14 protein-coding genes and 1 pseudogene are annotated in these 17,251 nt (G+C 73.0%); 8 read left to right on the forward strand and 7 right to left on the reverse strand.

Features of this window, described 5'->3' with window-relative positions:
• Positions 1-252 precede the first annotated feature (252 nt).
• From LNW73_RS13390 to LNW73_RS13410, 5 genes are all read right to left on the reverse strand, one after another.
• Positions 253-951 (reverse strand): demethylmenaquinone methyltransferase, encoded by a 699-nt coding sequence (locus LNW73_RS13390; RefSeq protein WP_250977197.1) that lies wholly within the window; start codon positions 949-951, stop codon positions 253-255.
• Between the two features lie 83 nt (positions 952-1,034).
• Positions 1,035-2,294: an ABC transporter permease gene (locus LNW73_RS13395; protein ID WP_250990052.1), complete on the reverse strand. Its 1,260-nt coding sequence runs from the start codon at positions 2,292-2,294 to the stop codon at positions 1,035-1,037.
• A 14-nt stretch (positions 2,295-2,308) separates the two neighbouring features.
• Positions 2,309-3,016, reverse strand: coding sequence for an ABC transporter ATP-binding protein (locus LNW73_RS13400; RefSeq protein ID WP_308407667.1), 708 nt, complete (start codon positions 3,014-3,016; stop codon positions 2,309-2,311).
• Positions 3,006-4,607 (reverse strand): peptidoglycan-binding protein, encoded by a 1,602-nt coding sequence (locus LNW73_RS13405; protein WP_250990053.1) that lies wholly within the window; start codon positions 4,605-4,607, stop codon positions 3,006-3,008. The genes LNW73_RS13400 and LNW73_RS13405 overlap by 11 nt, the downstream gene beginning before the upstream one ends.
• Positions 4,600-5,010 (reverse strand): hypothetical protein, encoded by a 411-nt coding sequence (locus LNW73_RS13410; RefSeq protein WP_250990054.1) that lies wholly within the window; start codon positions 5,008-5,010, stop codon positions 4,600-4,602. The genes LNW73_RS13405 and LNW73_RS13410 overlap by 8 nt, the downstream gene beginning before the upstream one ends.
• A gap of 134 nt (positions 5,011-5,144) precedes the next feature.
• Between LNW73_RS13410 and LNW73_RS13415 the strand changes: the two genes are divergently transcribed.
• The 3 genes from LNW73_RS13415 (at position 5,145) to LNW73_RS36345 (ending at position 7,217) form a co-directional block, all read left to right on the forward strand.
• Positions 5,145-5,549 (forward strand): peptidase inhibitor family I36 protein, encoded by a 405-nt coding sequence (locus tag LNW73_RS13415; protein ID WP_250977193.1) that lies wholly within the window; start codon positions 5,145-5,147, stop codon positions 5,547-5,549.
• Between the two features lie 109 nt (positions 5,550-5,658).
• Positions 5,659-6,648, forward strand: a complete 990-nt coding sequence (locus LNW73_RS13420) for a hypothetical protein (protein ID WP_250990055.1) — start codon at positions 5,659-5,661, stop codon at positions 6,646-6,648.
• Between the two features lie 53 nt (positions 6,649-6,701).
• Entirely contained in the window at positions 6,702-7,217 is a 516-nt protein-coding gene (locus tag LNW73_RS36345; RefSeq protein ID WP_138355185.1) for a response regulator transcription factor, read from the forward strand.
• Between the two features lie 95 nt (positions 7,218-7,312).
• Here LNW73_RS36345 and LNW73_RS36665 read toward each other — a convergent pair.
• Both LNW73_RS36665 and mqnC read right to left on the reverse strand, forming a co-directional pair.
• Positions 7,313-7,417 (reverse strand): annotated as a pseudogene (locus tag LNW73_RS36665) (imidazolonepropionase-like domain-containing protein); the annotation flags it as partial.
• A complete protein-coding gene (mqnC, locus tag LNW73_RS13435) occupies positions 7,418-8,605 on the reverse strand; it encodes a cyclic dehypoxanthinyl futalosine synthase (protein ID WP_138355183.1) in 1,188 nt (395 codons plus the stop codon).
• 352 nt (positions 8,606-8,957) lie between these two features.
• On the opposite strand from mqnC, the gene LNW73_RS13440 reads away from it, so the two are divergent.
• From LNW73_RS13440 to LNW73_RS13460, 5 genes are all read left to right on the forward strand, one after another.
• The gene (locus LNW73_RS13440; RefSeq protein WP_250990057.1) at positions 8,958-11,099 is read left to right on the forward strand and encodes a fibronectin type III domain-containing protein; all 2,142 of its coding nucleotides are present in this window, start codon (positions 8,958-8,960) and stop codon (positions 11,097-11,099) included.
• A gap of 37 nt (positions 11,100-11,136) precedes the next feature.
• Positions 11,137-12,129 (forward strand): AAA family ATPase, encoded by a 993-nt coding sequence (locus tag LNW73_RS13445; protein ID WP_250977189.1) that lies wholly within the window; start codon positions 11,137-11,139, stop codon positions 12,127-12,129.
• Positions 12,129-13,331 (forward strand): DUF58 domain-containing protein, encoded by a 1,203-nt coding sequence (locus LNW73_RS13450; RefSeq protein ID WP_250990058.1) that lies wholly within the window; start codon positions 12,129-12,131, stop codon positions 13,329-13,331. Before LNW73_RS13445 ends, LNW73_RS13450 begins: the two co-directional genes overlap by 1 nt.
• Positions 13,328-15,607 (forward strand): DUF3488 and transglutaminase-like domain-containing protein, encoded by a 2,280-nt coding sequence (locus tag LNW73_RS13455; protein ID WP_250990059.1) that lies wholly within the window; start codon positions 13,328-13,330, stop codon positions 15,605-15,607. Before LNW73_RS13450 ends, LNW73_RS13455 begins: the two co-directional genes overlap by 4 nt.
• 101 nt (positions 15,608-15,708) lie before the next feature.
• The gene (locus tag LNW73_RS13460; RefSeq protein WP_250990060.1) at positions 15,709-17,235 is read left to right on the forward strand and encodes a serine/threonine-protein kinase; all 1,527 of its coding nucleotides are present in this window, start codon (positions 15,709-15,711) and stop codon (positions 17,233-17,235) included.
• The last annotated feature ends 16 nt before the right edge of the window (positions 17,236-17,251 follow it).

Genomic DNA, 17,251 nt, shown 5'->3' on the forward strand with positions numbered 1-17,251 from the left:
GGCGGCTCCTGCCCCTCGGCCGGCGGCTCCTGCCCCTCGGCCGGCGGCCGCCCCGGTATCGGGGGCGCCCCCAGTTCACGGCCGCATCTCATGCAGAACCGTGCATCGTCCGACGACGCGTTGCCGCAGGCGGGGCAGAACGGCATGGGGCACTCCGGGTGTCGGGATCGTGTGTCGGGGAACGGCCGTCGGGGAACGGCCGTCCTCGTTCAGACCCCGGAGTTTATTGTCACCGACCTCACAACTGCCCGGTTATTGACCGATCTTCGCTGCCCGGTGCAGCGCGACGACACCGCCGGTGAGGTTGCGCCAGGCGACCTTGGCCCAGCCGGCCTCCTGCAGCCGGGAGGCGAGCGCCGCCTGGTCGGGCCAGGCGCGGATGGACTCGGCGAGATAGACGTACGCGTCCGGGTTGCTGCTCACCGCGGTCGCGACCGGCGGCAGGGCCCGCATCAGGTACTCGGTGTAGACGGTGCGGAACGGCTTGAACGTCGGACTGCTGAATTCGCAGATCACCACGCGGCCGCCCGGCTTGGTGACGCGCAGCATCTCGCGCAGCCCGGCGTCCGTGTCGTGGACGTTGCGGAGCGCGAAGGAGATGGTGACCGCGTCGAAGACTCCGTCGGCGAACGGCAGCCTGGTCGCGTCGCCCGCCGTGAGCGGCAGGGTCGGGTGGCGCTTCTTGCCCTCGCGCAGCATGCCGACGGAGAAGTCGCACGGGACGACCTGGGCGCCCGCCGCGACGAAGGGCAGCGAGGAGGTGCCGGTCCCGGCACCGAGGTCGAGGACGCGCTCGCCGGGCCGGACGTCGAGGGCCTGCGCGACGGCCTTGCGCCACAGCCGGGCCTGGCCGAGTGACAGCACGTCGTTCGTCAGGTCGTACTTGGCGGCTACGTCGTCGAACATCGCGGCGACTTCGTGCGGCTGCTTTTCCAGGGAGGCTCGGGTCACGGGCCCATTCTCCACCCCGCGCCCGCCACTCCGGCCCGGGGTCGCCGGCGGATCTCCCTTTTCCGGGACGGACCGGCCGACGATCAGCGGCGGAGCGCCTCCGCCGGCTGGATGCGCGACGCCCGCAGGGCCGGGTAGAGGCCGGCGAGCAGCCCCGTGAGCAGCCCGATCACCGGGGCGGCGGCGATCGTCGCCGGATGGACGACCGGCGTCCAGTCCCGTACGAGGGCGACGATCACGACCGTGAGGCCGCCGAGGCTGGTGCCCACCAGCCCGCCCAGCGCCCCCAGGGCGCCGGACTCGGCCAGGAACTGGGCGGTGATGTGCCGGCCCCGCGCGCCCAGGGCGCGGCGCAGCCCGATCTCGGCGGTGCGTTCCAGGACGGCGACCAGGGTGGTGTTGGCGATGCCGACGGCGCCGATGACCAGGCAGATCGCCGCGAGGAGGAGGAACAGCTGGTTGAGGTCGCCGGTGACGGTGCCGCGCAGCGTACGGGGGTCGGGCGGCGGGACGGCCTTCAGGTATTCGGGGTGGTCGGGGCGGAGCGCGGTGGGGGCCTCATGGGCGATCTGTCCGGCGGCGCCGACCCTGGTGGCGATCAGCATCCTGGCGTCGCCGCCCTTCGGCGGCCCCCAGACCCGCTCGGCGGTGGTGCGCGGCACGATCACCGACAGCAGGAAGTCCGCCTTGCGGCGGGTGTCGTCGATGATCCCGACCACGGTGAACGGCTGGTCGCCGATGAAGACCGCCGGATACGTCTCCAGGGTGGTGATGCCGAGGCGGGCGGCGATGCCCGCGCCGATCACGGCGACCGGCTGCGCGCTCCGCGACAGGTAGCCGTCGTAGAGCCGGCCCTGCGCGAGATGCGGGTCCGCCGCGAGGAGGGCGCCGGGTGACGCGGCGACGATGCCGATCTCCTCGCCGCCGGAGTCGGCGCCCACCGGCGAGGAGCGGACGGTGGAGCTGCCGGCCGGGTGCACCGTCCAGTACACGCCGGCGTGCTCCACGCCGCCGAGCCGGCCGACGCGTTCGTCGGCGTCGGCCGGGAAGGCGGGCCCGGCGAACGCGTTCTGCTGGACGCTGGTGTCCTCGACCGTCACCTCGGTCGCGGTGAGCAGGTCGAAGCGGGAGTCGATCTGCGAGGACGTGGTGGCCGTCAGCCCGAGGATCGCCACGAACGTGCCGACGCCGAGGACGGTGCCGAGCGCGGTGAGCGCGGAGCGGCCGGGGCGCTGCAGCATCCCGGCGAGCGACTCGGAGAACAGCTCGCGCAGCGGGAGGACGGACGGCTCGACGGGACGCCGCGTGCCCTTCCCGCCGGCCCCGCGCCACCGGAACCCCATGCCGGAGCGGAACCTCACACCGTGGCCCGTTCGGTCAGCACGCCGTCGCGGATCGAGACGGTGCGCGCGCCGCGGGCCGCGACCAGCGGGTCGTGGGTGATGACGACGATCGTCATGCCGTCGGCGTGCAACTCGTCGAGCAGGCCCAGGATCGCGCCCGCGGTGGCGGTGTCGAGGTTGCCGGTCGGCTCGTCGCAGAGCAGCAGCGACGGCCGGGAGACCAGGGCGCGCGCGATGGCCACCCGCTGCTGCTCGCCGCCGGACAGCCGGGTGGGCGCGGCGTCCAGCCGGTGGCCGAGACCCACCCTGGCCAGCGCCTCGCGGGCCCGCTCGTGGGACGCGGCGCGCGGCACGGCGCCGTACAGCAGGGCGAGCCGGACGTTCTCCACGGCGCTGCGGTACGGCAGGAGGTGGAAGGACTGGAAGACGAAGCCGATGCGCCGGCCGCGCAGCGCGGTGCGGTCGGCGTCCTTGAGCGCGCCGGTGTCGATGCCGTCGAGCAGGTAGCTGCCGGAGGTGGGCACGTCCAGCAGGCCCACGATGTTCAGGAAGGTGGACTTGCCGGAGCCGGAGGGGCCGACGACGGTCACGAACTCGCCCGCTCCCACCGTCAGATCGCAGGCGGTGAGCGCGGCGACCGGCGGCGGGCCGGGATAGGTGAGCGCCGCCTGCCGCAGTTCGATGACCGCGGGGGCCTCGACCGCGGGGACGTCAGCGACCACTGGACGCGTCCTTGGAGCCGGACGCGTCCTTGGAGCCGGAGGCGTCCTTGGAGCCGGACGCGTCCTTGGACGGGCTTCCGGGGGAGGTGTCCCTGACCCCGGTGACGACCCGGTCGCCTTCCGCGAGCACGCCGTTCCCCAGCGGGACGACCTCCACGAAACCGTCCCCGGTGGTGCCCGGCCTGACCTCCACCCGGCGCTGCGCGCCTCCCTTCGCGACGACCGTGACGACCGTGCGGCCGTCCGCGCCCGCCGAGATCGCGGTGACGGGGACGACGAGCGCGACCCCGTCGGTGGAGGCCGCCTCCACGGTCAAGCGGACGTCCTGACCCGCGAGTTGTGGATCCAGCGGCAGGTCGGGGCGGACCACCATCGGATATCCGCGCGGCCCGGAGGCCCCGTCCCGGTCCTGGCTCTGCCCCTGATCCTGTCCCTGGTCCTGGTCCTGCTGCTCCTCCGACGGCTGCCCCTGCGCCTGCCCGCCGTCGACGGACGTGGCGACCGAGGCCACCGTCGCCGCCGCGGTCACCCCGCTGACCTCCGACAGGATCTGAACCCGCTGCCCCGGCCGTACCAGGCCCTTCTGGTACTCCTGCAGCGTGCCCCGCACCACCAGCGCGCCGGCCGAGACGGTCATGACCGCGGCTCCCGACACCTTCGAGCCCACGTGCGCGGGTATGGAGTCGACCCGGGCCGGAAAGCCGTCCAGGTAGACCACTTCGGCGGCCGGCAGCATCGGCCCGTCGGTGGCGAGGACCGCGGCGAGGTCCGTCCGCGCGCTGCCGAGATCCTCCCGGGCCCGCTGCACGGCGCGTTTCGCGGCCTTGCTGGTGGCGGGCTTCCCAGCCGACGGATTGCCGGTCGACGGGTTTCCGGTCGCGGGGCCGCCGGTGCCGGGCTTTCCGGTCGGGGACAGGAACGGCTCGTTCGCCGCGTCCATCTCGTCCTGTGCGTCCTGCGCGTCCTGGAGGGCGCGTTCGGCCGCGGTCATCGCGTCCCGGGCCGCCTTCAGCGCCTCGCCGCCGTCCGCGTGGGCCGGCAGCGGGTCGTAGCCGATCGAGGCGTAGAACCCCGTCAGCGCCGCCTTCGTCCCGGGCCCGAAGGTCCCGGGCGGGTCGTCGCCCGCCCGGTGGCCCAGTTCGCCGAGCGAGCGCTGCAGTTGGGCGACGTCGTCACCGGTCGCACCCGGCTTCAGGTCCCGGTACACCGGCAGCGCGCCGCGCAGCGCGAACACCGGCCGCCCGGACACCTCCAGCAGCACCTTGCCGTCGGTCACCGTCGCGCGGGGGGCCACCAGCAGCTTCGTCACGACCGGGGTGGCGGCGCCCTCCCCCGCTGTGACGGAGGGCGAGACGTCCACCGACTGGCCGGCCCGCACCGTGCCGCGCAGGATCACCGAGTCCTTGAGGACCCGGCGCTCCACCGGCGCGGTCAGCAGGTCGGGAGCGGGCGCCGCACGCTCCGCGGCGGCCTGGGCGGGCGACTTGATGACCAGCGACGCCCCGGCGGCCGAGCCCGACAGCGCCAGCGCGCCCACCGCGACGGCGATCACCCAGATCCGGCGCCGTGCGAGGACCGGTGCGTCAGCCACCCTGGATCCCGTCGCCGCCGGACTTCGCCTGGCAGGTCTGCCAGATGGCGGCGGTGGACGGATCCTGCTTCAGGCGCTTCCCCAGCTCGGCCGGGTACTGGAACTCACCGGTCGCCGGGCTGGGGTCGGGATAGTCCGTGATCCCGTGCTCACGCATGCACTTCGTCTCCTGCCGCATCGCTTCCAGGAACGCCGCGGGGACCGGGTCGACCGTCGTGGTGTTGTTCTTGACCTGCTCGCTCCCGCCGGAGTTCCCGGGTGTCCCGGGCCCGGAGTCCACCGAACAGCCACCGGCGCCCAGCGCCGCGGCCAGCAGCGCGGGCAGCAGCAGCGGGATCGGGTGGCGGCGGGTGCAAGGGGTTCGGAACGGGGTACGGGACGGGGTCCGGTCTGCGCTGTGCACGATCGATCAGCGTAGCCGCGGTCGAACAGCCGCTCTACTGTCCCAAAGGACAGTAGATACAACGACATTCCCTCTGGTCGCATAGTGCGCCGCCGTCGCGGCTTCACGCACCACGCATCAGGGAGGAACGCCGCATGACGCACGTCGACCGCACCACTCTCCGCCGCACTCTCGCCACGACCCTGGCCCTGGCCGCGCTCGGCACCGCCTCGCTCGTCTGCGCGGGACCGGCCGACGCGCTGGGCAAGGACGGCAACCTGGAGCCGGGCGAACTGGGCCTGTACTACGCCCAGAACCGCACCAACCTGCTGTTCGACCTGTTCTACGCGGGTAACAACTTCGCCGGTGACCGGTACGCCGCCAACTTCAGCATCTCGCCCAACGACAACACCGAGTCGTACTGGAACCGCGACGCGCAGACGTGGAGCGTCTGGACGGACGCGTACCGCGCCGGGGTGCACGGGTGGATCCCGGCGTACACGTGGAGCAACGCCAGCACCAACTTCAAGAACAAGATCTCGTCCGCCAACCCCGGCTGATCCGCGGCCCCGCCGCTCCGTCCGCACCACGGGAGGGGGCGGCGGAGCCCGTGCGCCGACCCGCGCCGATCCGCGCCGCCCGCTCCCCCGCGTCCCCCGGAGTCCGCCGATGCCCTGCCGCCGTGCCGCCGCCCCCGCTGCCTGCCTCGCCCTGCTCGCCCTTCTCCTGACGGGCCTCACGGGCTGCGGATCCGCCTCCGGCGCGGGTTCCGCGGAGGCGAAGTCCGGTGCGCCGGGGGACCGGGCGGAGCCGGCGGTCGGCGCGACGCCCGCGCTCCTCGACAGCAACGGGCTGACGTTCCCGATGGACGACTACCTCGTCCCGGCGGAGCAGCGGCAGGAGTTGCAGAAGGCCCAGGACGTCCTCATCGACCAGTGCATGCGGCGCTACGGCTTCCGCTACACCGCACCGGAGCCGGCCGTCGGCACGGACGTCTACGGCGAGAACGGCCGCCGCTACGGCGTGTCCAGCCCGTCCCTGGCCGCCAGGTACGGCTACGGCGACCCGCCGCAGCAGGCGCCGGTCCGCGCCCCGCGCCCGGCCAGGGGGACCAATGAGTCCCTCGTCCTGGACGGCCCGCCGGATCTGGACCCCAAGTCCCTCCCCGCGAATCTGGAGGAGGCGGAGAAGGCCAGGACCTCCGACAAGAACACCGGGGTCGTCAACGGCGTCAAGATCCCCGTCGCGGGCTGCACGGGCGAATCGGGGCTCAGGCTCTACGCGCCCGACGCCGCCGCCGTCGACATCACCTTCCCGCAGAACCTCAACGCCGAGGCCAACGAGCGCTCCCGGCAGGACTCCCGGGTGGTGCGGGTGATCCGGGACTGGGCGGCGTGCATGGCCGGGCACGGCTACCGCGTCCCGTCGCCGCTGGGGGTGCCGGCGGCGCTGGGTCTGACCGATCTGTCGGGTGCGCGGGCGGTCACCACCGCCACCGCCGACGTCGCGTGCAAGCAGCAGGTGAACCTGGTGGGCGTCTGGTACGCCGTCGAGTCCGCCTACCAGAAGGCGCTGATCGAGAAGAACGCGGAAGTCCTCAAGAACTTCAAGGATCAGCAGCAGGCGAGGATGCGCCTGGCCGATTCGCTGTCCGGTTGAGTCGGGCTGATATAGCCTTCCGTTGCTCAAGTCCAGGCTTCCGGGGGGAATCCGTGCATCTGCTCTGCCCGGTGTGCGAGGTCTGCGGAACCGGACTACGCGACGATCCCCACCCCCACGGCAGCGCGGTCCTGGCGGGGCTGCGGCTGATCCCCGATCTGACGGGCCGTGAGCACGAGGTGCTGATGAGCCTGCGGGACGGCGCCTCGAACCGGGAGCTCGCCGAGGAACTCGGCATCACAGAACGTACGGTGAAACTGCACGTCGCGAGCCTGCGCTTCAAGCTCGGCGGCGTCTCACGGCTGCAACTCAGCCTGATCGCGCTGGTGCACCACGCCCGCGGCGGTCATGCCCGCCGGTGCACGAGCCGTCCGCCGACCACGGTGGCCACACAGGCGCCGCCGGCGTCGAACACCGCCAGGTCCGCCCGGCCGCCGGGAACGAGCGCGGGCGGCACGGATCCGGCGGGCACCCGCGTCAGACCGCCGCGGGCGGCGGCGGCCCGCAGGGCGGGATCCGTCAGATACCCGTCCACGACCGCCGTCGCCCCGAGCCGCAAGAGGGCGTGAATCCGCTCCCGCGGACTCGGCGCGTCCGGTACCGGTGCCGCGTGCACCAGCGCGGGGCCCAGGGCCCCGTGCCATTCCCGCACCCTCGCCTGCGGGAACCGCGCACGCAGCTCATCGGCCGTGCCGACCGCCGTGATCCGGTCGCCGGAGACCGCGACCGCCCGTCCGGTGCCACTGTCTCCGCTGTGGATCGTGAGCATTCAGTTGGCGGCGAGCAGCTTCAGCTCGGGGTGCGCCGTGCCGCCCTCGATCGCCGTCGACGACAGGTGGGAGACGGCGTGGTCGTTGACCGGGTCGTTCGCCGGGTCGTCGTGCACGACGAGGTGCTCGTAGGTGGTCGCGCGCTGGGCGGGCACCCGGCCGGCCGAGCGGATCAGCTGGATGATCTCCATCCGGTTCGAGCGGTGCTTGGCGCCGGCCGAGGAGACCACGTTCTCCTCCAGCATGATCGAGCCGAGGTCGTCCGCCCCGTAGTGCAGTGAGAGCTGGCCGACCTCCTTGCCCACGGTGAGCCAGGAGCCCTGGATGTGGGCGACGTTGTCGAGGAAGAGCCGGGCGACCGCGATCAGCCGCAGGTACTCGAAGATCGTGGCCTGCGTCTGTCCCTTCAGCTTGTTGTTCTCCGGCTGGTAGGTGTACGGGATGAAGGCGCGGAAGCCGCCCGTACGGTCCTGTACGTCACGGATCATGCGCAGGTGCTCGATGCGCTCGGCGTTGGTCTCGCCGGTGCCCATCAGCATGGTGGACGTCGACTCGACGCCCAGGTTGTGCGCGATCTCCATGATCTCCAGCCAGCGCTCGCCCGACTCCTTGAGCGGCGCGATGGCGGTACGCGGCCGGGCCGGCAGCAGCTCGGCGCCCGCGCCCGCGAAGGAGTCGAGACCCGCGGCGTGGATCCGCCGGATCGCTTCCTCGGCCGTCACCCCGGAGATGCGGGACATGTGCTCGATCTCGGACGCGCCCAGCGAGTGGATGACCAGCTGCGGGTACGCCTTCTTGATCGCGGCGAAGTGCTCCTCGTAGTACTCGACGCCGTAGTCCGGGTGGTGGCCGCCCTGGAACATGATCTGGGTGCCGCCCAGCTCGACGGTCTCCGCGCAGCGGCGCAGGATGTCCGCGATGTCGCGCGTCCAGACCTTGTCGCTCTGCGGCGCGGCGTAGAACGCGCAGAACTTGCACGCGGTGACGCACGAGTTCGTGTAGTTGATGTTCCGCTCGATGATGTACGTCGCGATGTGCTCGGTACCCGCGTACCGGAGGCGGCGCGCGGCGTCGGCGGCCGACCCGAGGGCGTGCAGCGGGGCGGAGCGATACAGGTCCAGCGCCTCCTCCGGGGTGATGCGGCCGCCGGCGGCGGCGCGATCGAGGACGGCTGCGTAATCGCTCACCGGTGCTGTCCCTTCCGAAGGGGTACAAGACGGACCAGCTCAGCGTACGCCAGACCCCGGACAGGCCCCTGGCCGGGCCGCCGGGTGTCCGGAGCGTCACATGCTTGTCACGGGGTGCCCTGCGCCCCTGACATCGCCCTCACGGGCCGGATAATCTGCAGTCTCAAGACAAATGCTCGGTGACGACGGCTTGTGGTGCGGGACGGGGTTGGATATGGCGGGGGCCGGATCGACGAGGGGACTGCGTCCGCGCAGGCTCAGCGAAGAGACACTCGCCGCGGCGCCGGCACCGGGCCGCGGGACGGTCCTGAGACAGCGCGCGGGCTCCGCCGCCACCACCCTCTGGGCGACGATGCGCCCCACCCGCAACCGCAGCACCGGCTATCTCGCGATCGGCGCGGTCGGCGCCCTCATCGCCACCTCCGTCGCGGTCGGCGTCGGCGCCGCGGGCTCGATCCCGCAGCTCGCGGACATCGGCGCCTGGCTGGGCAGCAGCGGCTCCGGCGAGGCCGCGCACGCCAACGGTCTGACGGGTGACGTGGACGGCAAGGTCAAGCTGCCGGGCATGAACGGCCACTCCGTGACGATCGCGCAGGACGGCAGGACCGTCCTGGTGCTGGACCGGAAGACCGGCAAGGTCGTCCGGATCGACCCCTCGCAGCTCACCGCCGAGCAGTCGACGAACTACGGCACCAGCGGACTGCAGCTCGTCTCCGGCGGCACGTACGCGTATGTGGTGGACGCCGCGAAGGGCACGGTCCAGCGGATCGACCCGGCGCTGACCACCCCGACCGGGGACAAGGTCCAGCTGGGCCCTGGGCTCGGCACCGCGGCCGTCGACTCGCAGGGCACGCTCTGGGTTCCGCAGCCCGCCAAGGGCACCGTCGTCCCGTTCGTGAACGGGGCGAAGAGCGCCGAGGTCAAGGTCGCCGCCCCGGACCACGACCTGGTCCTGACCCTGGCGCAGGGCCGGCCGGTGGTGACCGACCGGACGGACGCCGTCACCAAGGTACTGACCGTCGCCGGTACCCAGCAGACCTTCAACCTGCAGGGCGGGATCAACGACTCCGCCCCGGTGAAGATCCTGGTGCCCGCCACGACCGACAGCCCGATGGTGCCGATCCTCGCCTCCGACAGCGGCGCGCTGGCGCTCGTCGACGTCACCAGCGGCCAGTCCATCAACGCGAAGGTCCCGATCCAGGGGCACGCGCTGGGCGCGCCGCAGGTGCTGGGCAAGAAGGTGTACATCCCGGACGGGACCACCGGCAGCCTGCTCGTCTACGACACCGCGACCTCGGCGTTCCAGGACTCGGTGAACGTGACGAGGAAGCCGGGCAACCTGGAACTCTTCGTCCGCAACGGCCTGCTGTGGGTCAACGACCAGAACAACAGCTCCGCCGCCGTCATCAACGCGGGCGGCGACGTCCACACCATCGGCAAGTACACGGACAAGGTGCCGACGGCCCGGAAGAAGAACGACAAGCCCGTCGAGGACAACGTGCCGTCCTCCCGGCCGACCCATCAGGCGCAGCAGCCGACCCGCCCGGGCAAGGGCCAGGGCGGCGACACCCGGCCGCCCACGCACGCGCCGGCCACCACGCCGCCGCCGACCCAGGCGCCGCCGGCCACCCCGACGAAGAACTGCGCCATCAACTGGGAGGCGGGCTGCCCGGAACCGCAGACCCCCGGCACCCCGCAGGCCCAGTCAGGCGACGGTTCCATCACCCTGACGTTCCAGCCGGCCTCCGGACTCACCCCCAAGCGCTATCTGCTCAAGGGGGTGGGCAGCGGCCAGACGGCGACGCCGTCCGAGGTCGGCCCGAACGGGCCCTTCACGTTCCAGGTCGACGGCGGCGCCTGCGGTACGGAGTTCAGCTACACGGTCGTCGCGGAGTACGCGGGCGGCGCGGCGAGCAAGGAGTCGAAGTCCTCGGCCCCGGTCCGCCCCTGTGTCGCCCCCGGCGCCCCGCAGAGCCTCAAGATCAGCAACAACGGCGGCGGGCACGGCGCGAAGGTCAGCTGGAAGGCGCCCTCGGGCGGGTCCGGTGTCACGTACAAGGTGACCTGGCCGGGCGGCAGCGAGTCGACGCAGAGCACCAGCCGGTCCGTCACCGGCCTGGAGAACAGCAAGCAGTACGACGTCTCGGTGAGCACCAGCAACGCGGCGGGCTCGGGCGCGTCCACGAGCGGCACGATCGACCTGACGCCGCCGGACGTGACGATGAACATCACGCACAACAGCAACGACCCGGACCCGCTGGCGATCCGCTCCGAGGCGAGTACCAAGTCAGGCACCCGGGTGACGCAGTTCCCGCCGAACTACACGGGCGCCGTCACCGTCCACTGCCGGACGACCGGCAGCTCGGAGACCCAACCGTACGACCACGTCACCAGCGATGTCTGGGGCAAGATCACCTACGGCAGCAAGAGCGGCTACGTCGCCGACATCTACCTGGACTCACGCTTCAACTCCGCCGTCTGGGAATGCCAGTGACCCCTCCCCCCTCCGACAACCGAAGTGCGAGCACGTCATGAGCGTTCCCCCGCAGTACCAGCAGAACGACGCCGTCGCGCTCTTCGCCCAGTGCTTCCACGCGCTCGGGGACAACATCGAGCGGGTCGTCAAGGGCAAGCGCGACACCGTCGAGCTGGCGCTGACCTGCCTGTTCGCGGAGGGGCACCTGCTCATCGAGGACGTGCCGGGGACGGGCAAGACGACGCTGGCGCGCTGCCTCGCCGCGTCGATCGAGGCGAACTTCGCCCGGGTGCAGTTCACCCCGGACCTGCTGCCGTCCGACATCACCGGCGTGACGATCTACCGGCAGAACACCGGGACGTTCGACTTCCTGCCCGGCCCGGTCTTCGCGAACATCGTGCTCGGTGACGAGATCAACCGCGCCTCGCCCAAGACGCAGTCGGCGATGCTGGAGGTCATGGAGGAGCGCCGGGTCACCGCCGACGGCAAGACCCACCCGGTGCCGCGCCCCTTCATGGTGCTCGCCACCCAGAACTCCGTGGACATGGGCGGCACCTACGCGCTGCCCGAGGCGCAGCTCGACCGCTTCCTGATGCGCGTCACGGTCGGCTACCCGGACCACGCCTCGGAGGTCGCGGTGCTCACCGGCTCCGCCGCCAACACCTCGCCCGACTCCCTCTCGACGATCGCCACCTCGCACCACATCGCGGAGTTCATCCAGGTCGCGACGCAGGTGCAGGTCGCCGAGCAGCTCTACGACTACATCGTGCGGGTCGTCGCGGCGACCCGCACCCTGCCCGACGTCCGGCTGGGCGCGTCCCCGCGCGGATCCGTCGCGCTGCTGCGCGCCATCCGGGTGCGGGCCGCCTCCCAGTCGCGCGGCTACGCGCTGCCCGAGGACGTCAAGGCGCTCGCCGTGCACGTCCTCGCGCACCGGCTGATCCTGACCCCGGAGGCCGAGTTGAGCGGCCGTACCGGCGCGGACGTCATCGCCGAGGTCCTGGCGACGGTGCCGGTGCCACAGGCGGCCGGCGGGGCACGGATCTGATGCCCGAGGCGACCGCCACCCGCCGTTCGGGCGCCGGCCCGCTGTCCGCCACCGGCTGGGGCACGCTGCTGGCCGGTGCCGCCCTGCTGGGCGCCGGTTACGGGTACGGGTACGGAGAGGCCGCGGCGCTCGGGCTGACCTGCCTGGCCGCGGTCGTCACGGCCGTGGTCTGGACGGTGCCGAAGCCGCAACTGGCCGCGGAACGCCGGATCGCGCCGCGCAAGGTCGGCCGGGGCGACCGGGCGGACGGCATCGTCACGCTCACCAACACCGGCACCCGCACCCGGCGCGGGCTGCGCGCCACCGACATGTGCGGCGACCAGCAGCTCACCATGGACGTGCCGGTGCTGCGCGCGGGCGGCTCGCAGGAGCTGCACTACGCGCTGCCGACCGCGCGGCGGGGCAGGATCACCGTCGGCCCGCTGCGGCTGGAGCGCACCGACCCGCTCGGTCTCGCCCGCCGGATCCGTTCCTACGGCTCGGCCGACACCCTCGTCGTCCGGCCGCGCATCTGTCTGCTGCCGGTGCTGCCGTCCGGCAAGGCGCACCATGTCGAGGGCCCGACCTCGGACACCGCCGACGTCGGGTCGCTGACCTTCCACGCGCTGCGCGAGTACGTGCTCGGCGACGATCTGCGCCGGGTGCACTGGCGGTCCACCGCCCGCACCGGCACGCTCATGGTGCGGCAGATGGTCGACGTGTCGCTGCCGCACACCACGCTGGTGCTGGACACCCGGCCCGGCGCGTACGTCTCGGACGACGACTTCGAGCTGGCCGTCGACGCGGCCGCGTCCATCGCGTACGCCGCCGCCCGCTCCAACTTCCCGGTGCACGTGCTCAGCGAGGCGGGCCCGATCCTGCACACCGACGGTTCCGGCAACGACGCCGACGCGCTCCTCGACCGGCTCGCGCTCATCGGCCGCTCCGACCGGACGTCGGCCGCGTCGGCCTTCGACGGGCTGGAGCACCACCGGGGCGGCGGTTCGCTGGTCGTCGTCACCGGCACCGGCGACACCGACGGACTGACGGCGCTCGGCCGGGTCAGACGGCGCTTCGACCGGGTGACGATGCTGCGCACCGGCCAGGACAGGGCCGCGCCCGACGCGCAGGGCGTGTCCAGCGCCACCGTCGACGTACCGCAACTGCACATCGCGTCCCTGGACGCCCTGCTGGCCGGCTGGCGCTGGGAGGCCGTGCGTTGAGCGCCACCACGCGTCCCGCACGCACCGCGCCGCTGCCGCCGCAGGGCGGCGGCCCGAACTGGGACTGGGCCGCGCCCGCGCCCACCGGGCCGAGCGCCGAACGTCCGAAGACCCCGGTCACGACCCGCGGCGACGGCCTCGGGCGCGCCCGCCGCCTGTGGTCGCTGCTGCCGGTCGCCGCGCTGCTCGCCGCCTCCGGCCTCGGCTGGCACCGGGTGTTCAGCACCCGCGACCTGCTGCCGGTGCTCGCGGTGTCCGTCCTCGCACCGATCGCCCTGTCCGCGCTGCTGTCGGGCGCCCTGTCCCGCAAGGGCCGCACCGGTCCGCTCTGGCCGTCCGTCGTGCTGACGGTCGCCGCCTGGACCGGCACGGTCTGGCTGACGATGTTCCGGGACGGCGGACCGCGCGCCATCTGGCCCGCGCTGCTCGACGCCCCGCACGCCGTCCTGACCACCATCCTTCCCGTCCCCGGCGAAGCGCGGCTGCTGGTCCTGCCGCACGCGGTGCTGTGGCTCGCCGCGTTCGCCTCCGCCGAACTGGCACTGCGCACCCGCACCCCGCTGCTCCCGGCACTGCCCGCGGTGCTCGCCTTCGGCTTCCCGCTGGTGCTCGGCGTGGACGGCCCGGGGTCCAACTACCCGGTGGTCGCCGCGCTGGCCGCACTCACCGCGCTGCTGGCACTGATCCGGTCGCGGGTGAGCCCGTCCGTCCGCGGGCTGGCGCTCGGGCTGCCGGTGGTTGTCGGCCTCACCCTCATCGCATCACAGGCCGGGACCGGCCTGCCGGGGATGGGCGCCGCGTACGACCCGCGGGACGCGATCACCCCGCCCACCGTCCGTCCGGAGTCCATCAGCCCGCTGGACCAGGTCGCGGCGCTGATGCGCAGCGGCGACGCCAAGGTCTTCACCGTCCGCACCGCCGCCGAGACCAACTACCGGCTGGCGGTGCTGGACGCGTACAACGGCACCACCTGGTCCAGCACCGCCGAGCTGGCGCGCACCGGCGGCCGGGTCCCCGCGGAACACGGCGTCGATCCGGGCAAGCGGCAGGAAGTCACCCAGCGCTTCACCGTCCAGTCGCTGCCCGGCATCTGGCTGCCGGCCGCCGACCGGCCCTCGGCCGTGACGCTGCCGGACCACACGGAACTGTCGGTGGACCCGGCCGCCGGTGTGCTGGCCACCGACCGGACGGCGCCCAGCGGCTTCAGCTACACGGCCGTGTCCCAACTGCCGGTCTACGACGTCCAGCGGCTGCAGTACGCGCCGGCCGCCGACGACCCGGCGCTCGTCGAACTCCCGCGCACGGACGCGGCCGACCAGCCGATCCCGTCCGTCGCGTCCTTCACGAAGATCGCCGCGAAGGCCACCGAAGGCAGCTCGTTCCCGTACGAGCAGGCCGTGAAGCTCGCCGACTGGCTGCGCGCGTCCTACCAGTTCGACCCGCGGGCCATCCCCGGTCACACCTACCGCGGTCTGGAGTTCTTCCTCACCGACGGCAAGCGCGGCACCTCCGAGCAGTTCGCCGCCTCGTTCGCGGTGCTCGCCCGCACCCTGGGGCTGCCCTCCCGGGTGGTGGTCGGCTTCCGGCCCGGCACGAAGACCGGCGCCGACACCTGGCAGGTGACGGGCAAGGACGTACTGGCCTGGCCCGAGGTGGAGTTCAAGGGCATCGGCTGGGTCCCCTTCTACCCGACCCCGGGCACCACGTCGAAGGACGGCAGTTCGGTCGCCCCGGCCGGCCAGACCAAGGACCGCAAGACGGTCGACCAGCAGATCACCGACCAGCCGCGGCCGTCCGCACCGCCCAAGGCCGCCGGCACCCCGCGGCCGGCGGCCGCACCGGCCGCCGGCACCCCCTGGTGGATCTACGCTCCGGCAGGCGTCCTGCTGCTCGTCCTCGGCTATCTGCTCTACGCGGCCTGGCTGCCCTGGCGGCGGCGGGCCAGGCGGCGCGGCGCGGCCGATGTACGGCAGCGGGTGCTCGGCGCCTGGCAGCAGATCGTCGACCGGCTCACCGAGATCGGGCTGCCCGCCACCGGGGCGCACACCGCGGAGGAGGTCGCCGCGTTCGGGGCGACCCGGGTGGGCGGCGCCGCCGGCGAGCATCTCCCCGATCTCGCCCGCCTGGTGAACGAGGTCGGCTACGCCGGCCGCACCCCCGACCCGGCGTCGGCCGACGCCGCCTGGGCCCACTGCGACGCCATCGAACGCGTCGTGCTCCGCACCATCCCCAGACGCGACCGGATCGGCCGCGCGCTGCGGCTCCGGAGGGGTTGACCGCCTCCGGCCAGCGGGCCGCGGAGGGCGCATGCGCCGACCCGGCGGGCTGCGGGAGGCGGTAGGTTGTCGTGAGACGCGTGAGGCACGGGAGGACAACGGTGGACCGGACGCCGGGAAGGCGCGGGCAGGGCGCGACGGAGAACCCGGAGGGTGACAAGGGTTCCGTCGCCGTACCCCAGCAGACGTCGGCGGAGGGATACCGCCTCCCGCCGGGCTACAAGCTGCTCCGGCAGGCCGGCACCGGCCGCCACAGTTCCGTTCTGCTGTGCGCCGAGGAGGCGACCGGCGCCGAGGTGGCCGTCAAACTGCTCGCCGTCACGGTCGACGACGAGAGCACCCGGCTCGCCGCGCACTCCGAACTCCTGTCGGCGGGCGCCGCCGCCCGGCACCCCTGCTCGGTGACCGTCGAGGACGCCGGCTTCACCGCCGACCACCGCCCGTACCTGGTGGAGCAGTTCTGCCGTGGCGGGAACGCGCAGGCGAAGCTCGCCAACTCCGGGCCGTTCCCCGTCGACGAGACGATCGTCATCGGCACCCGGCTGGCGCTGGCGCTGCACTCCGCGCACCGCCGCGGGGTGCTGCACCTGGACGTCCGCCCGGCGAACATCCTCTTCGACGAGAACGGTGACGCGCTGCTCGCGGACCACGGTCTCGCGCGCGTCCTGCAGCGCTCCGCGCCGCAACTGGGCGCGGTCTTCGACCCGATGTTCGTGCCGCGCGAGCTGTTCGGCTGGGAGAAGCCGGGCCCGGCGGCCGATGTGTACTCCCTCGGCGCGACGCTGTACGCGCTGCTCAACGGCGAACCGGCGTACGCGGACGCGGGCCGCACCTCGTGGTCCGCGCTCTACGCGGAGGTGCTGCGCGGCGAACTGCCGTACCCCGCCCACCGCCACGACATACCGGACCCGCTGCTGATCCTGGTCCGCAGGATGATGTCGGCGAACCCGGAAGGGCGCCCGCCGCTGACGGAGGTGCACCGCTCCCTGCGGTCGCTGCTGTCGCCGTCGGCCGCGACGAAGGTGCCCGCGCTGGAGCCGGAACCGGCGATGGAGTCGCCGCTGCCGGGCTGGGACCCGGCGGACGATCTGACGCCGGAGGAGCAGGCGGCCGTCGAACAGGCGGGCGCGCGGGCGCAGGACGAGGCCAAGCGGCAGTCGCGCAAGCGGCTGATCGCGGCGACCACGGCGCTGGTGGTGTTCGCCGCGGCGGCGACCACGGCCACCCTGGTGCTGCGCGACCGCAGCTCGAAGCCCCAGCCGAAAGCTTCCTCCAGCGCTTCCACGGCTCCCGGCCCGACGTCGAGCGCCGCCCCGGTGCAGGTGCCTGCGGACAAGCTGCCGGGTCTGATGCCGCAGAACGTGCAGGCCGTGAAGGCCAACGGAAATGTGCAGATCACGTGGAAGCCTCCGACGCAGGCCGCGCAGGTCGCCGGCTATGTCGTGCGGGCCGTGGTGCCGGGTGGCGGCGAGCCGCTGCAGAAGACGCCGAACGGCAATGAGCCCGCGGTGGTGTTCACGGCCGGGTCGGTCACGGCCGATACGTGCTACACCGTCAATGCGGTGATCTCGGTGGACGGGAAGTTCCAGTTCGCGCCGTCCAAGGAGCTGTGCAAGACGGCCGGCTGAGTACCGTTCGGCCTGC

The organism is Streptomyces sp. RKAG337 (genome assembly GCF_023701715.1).
Taxonomy (GTDB): Bacteria; Actinomycetota; Actinomycetes; order Streptomycetales; family Streptomycetaceae; genus Actinacidiphila.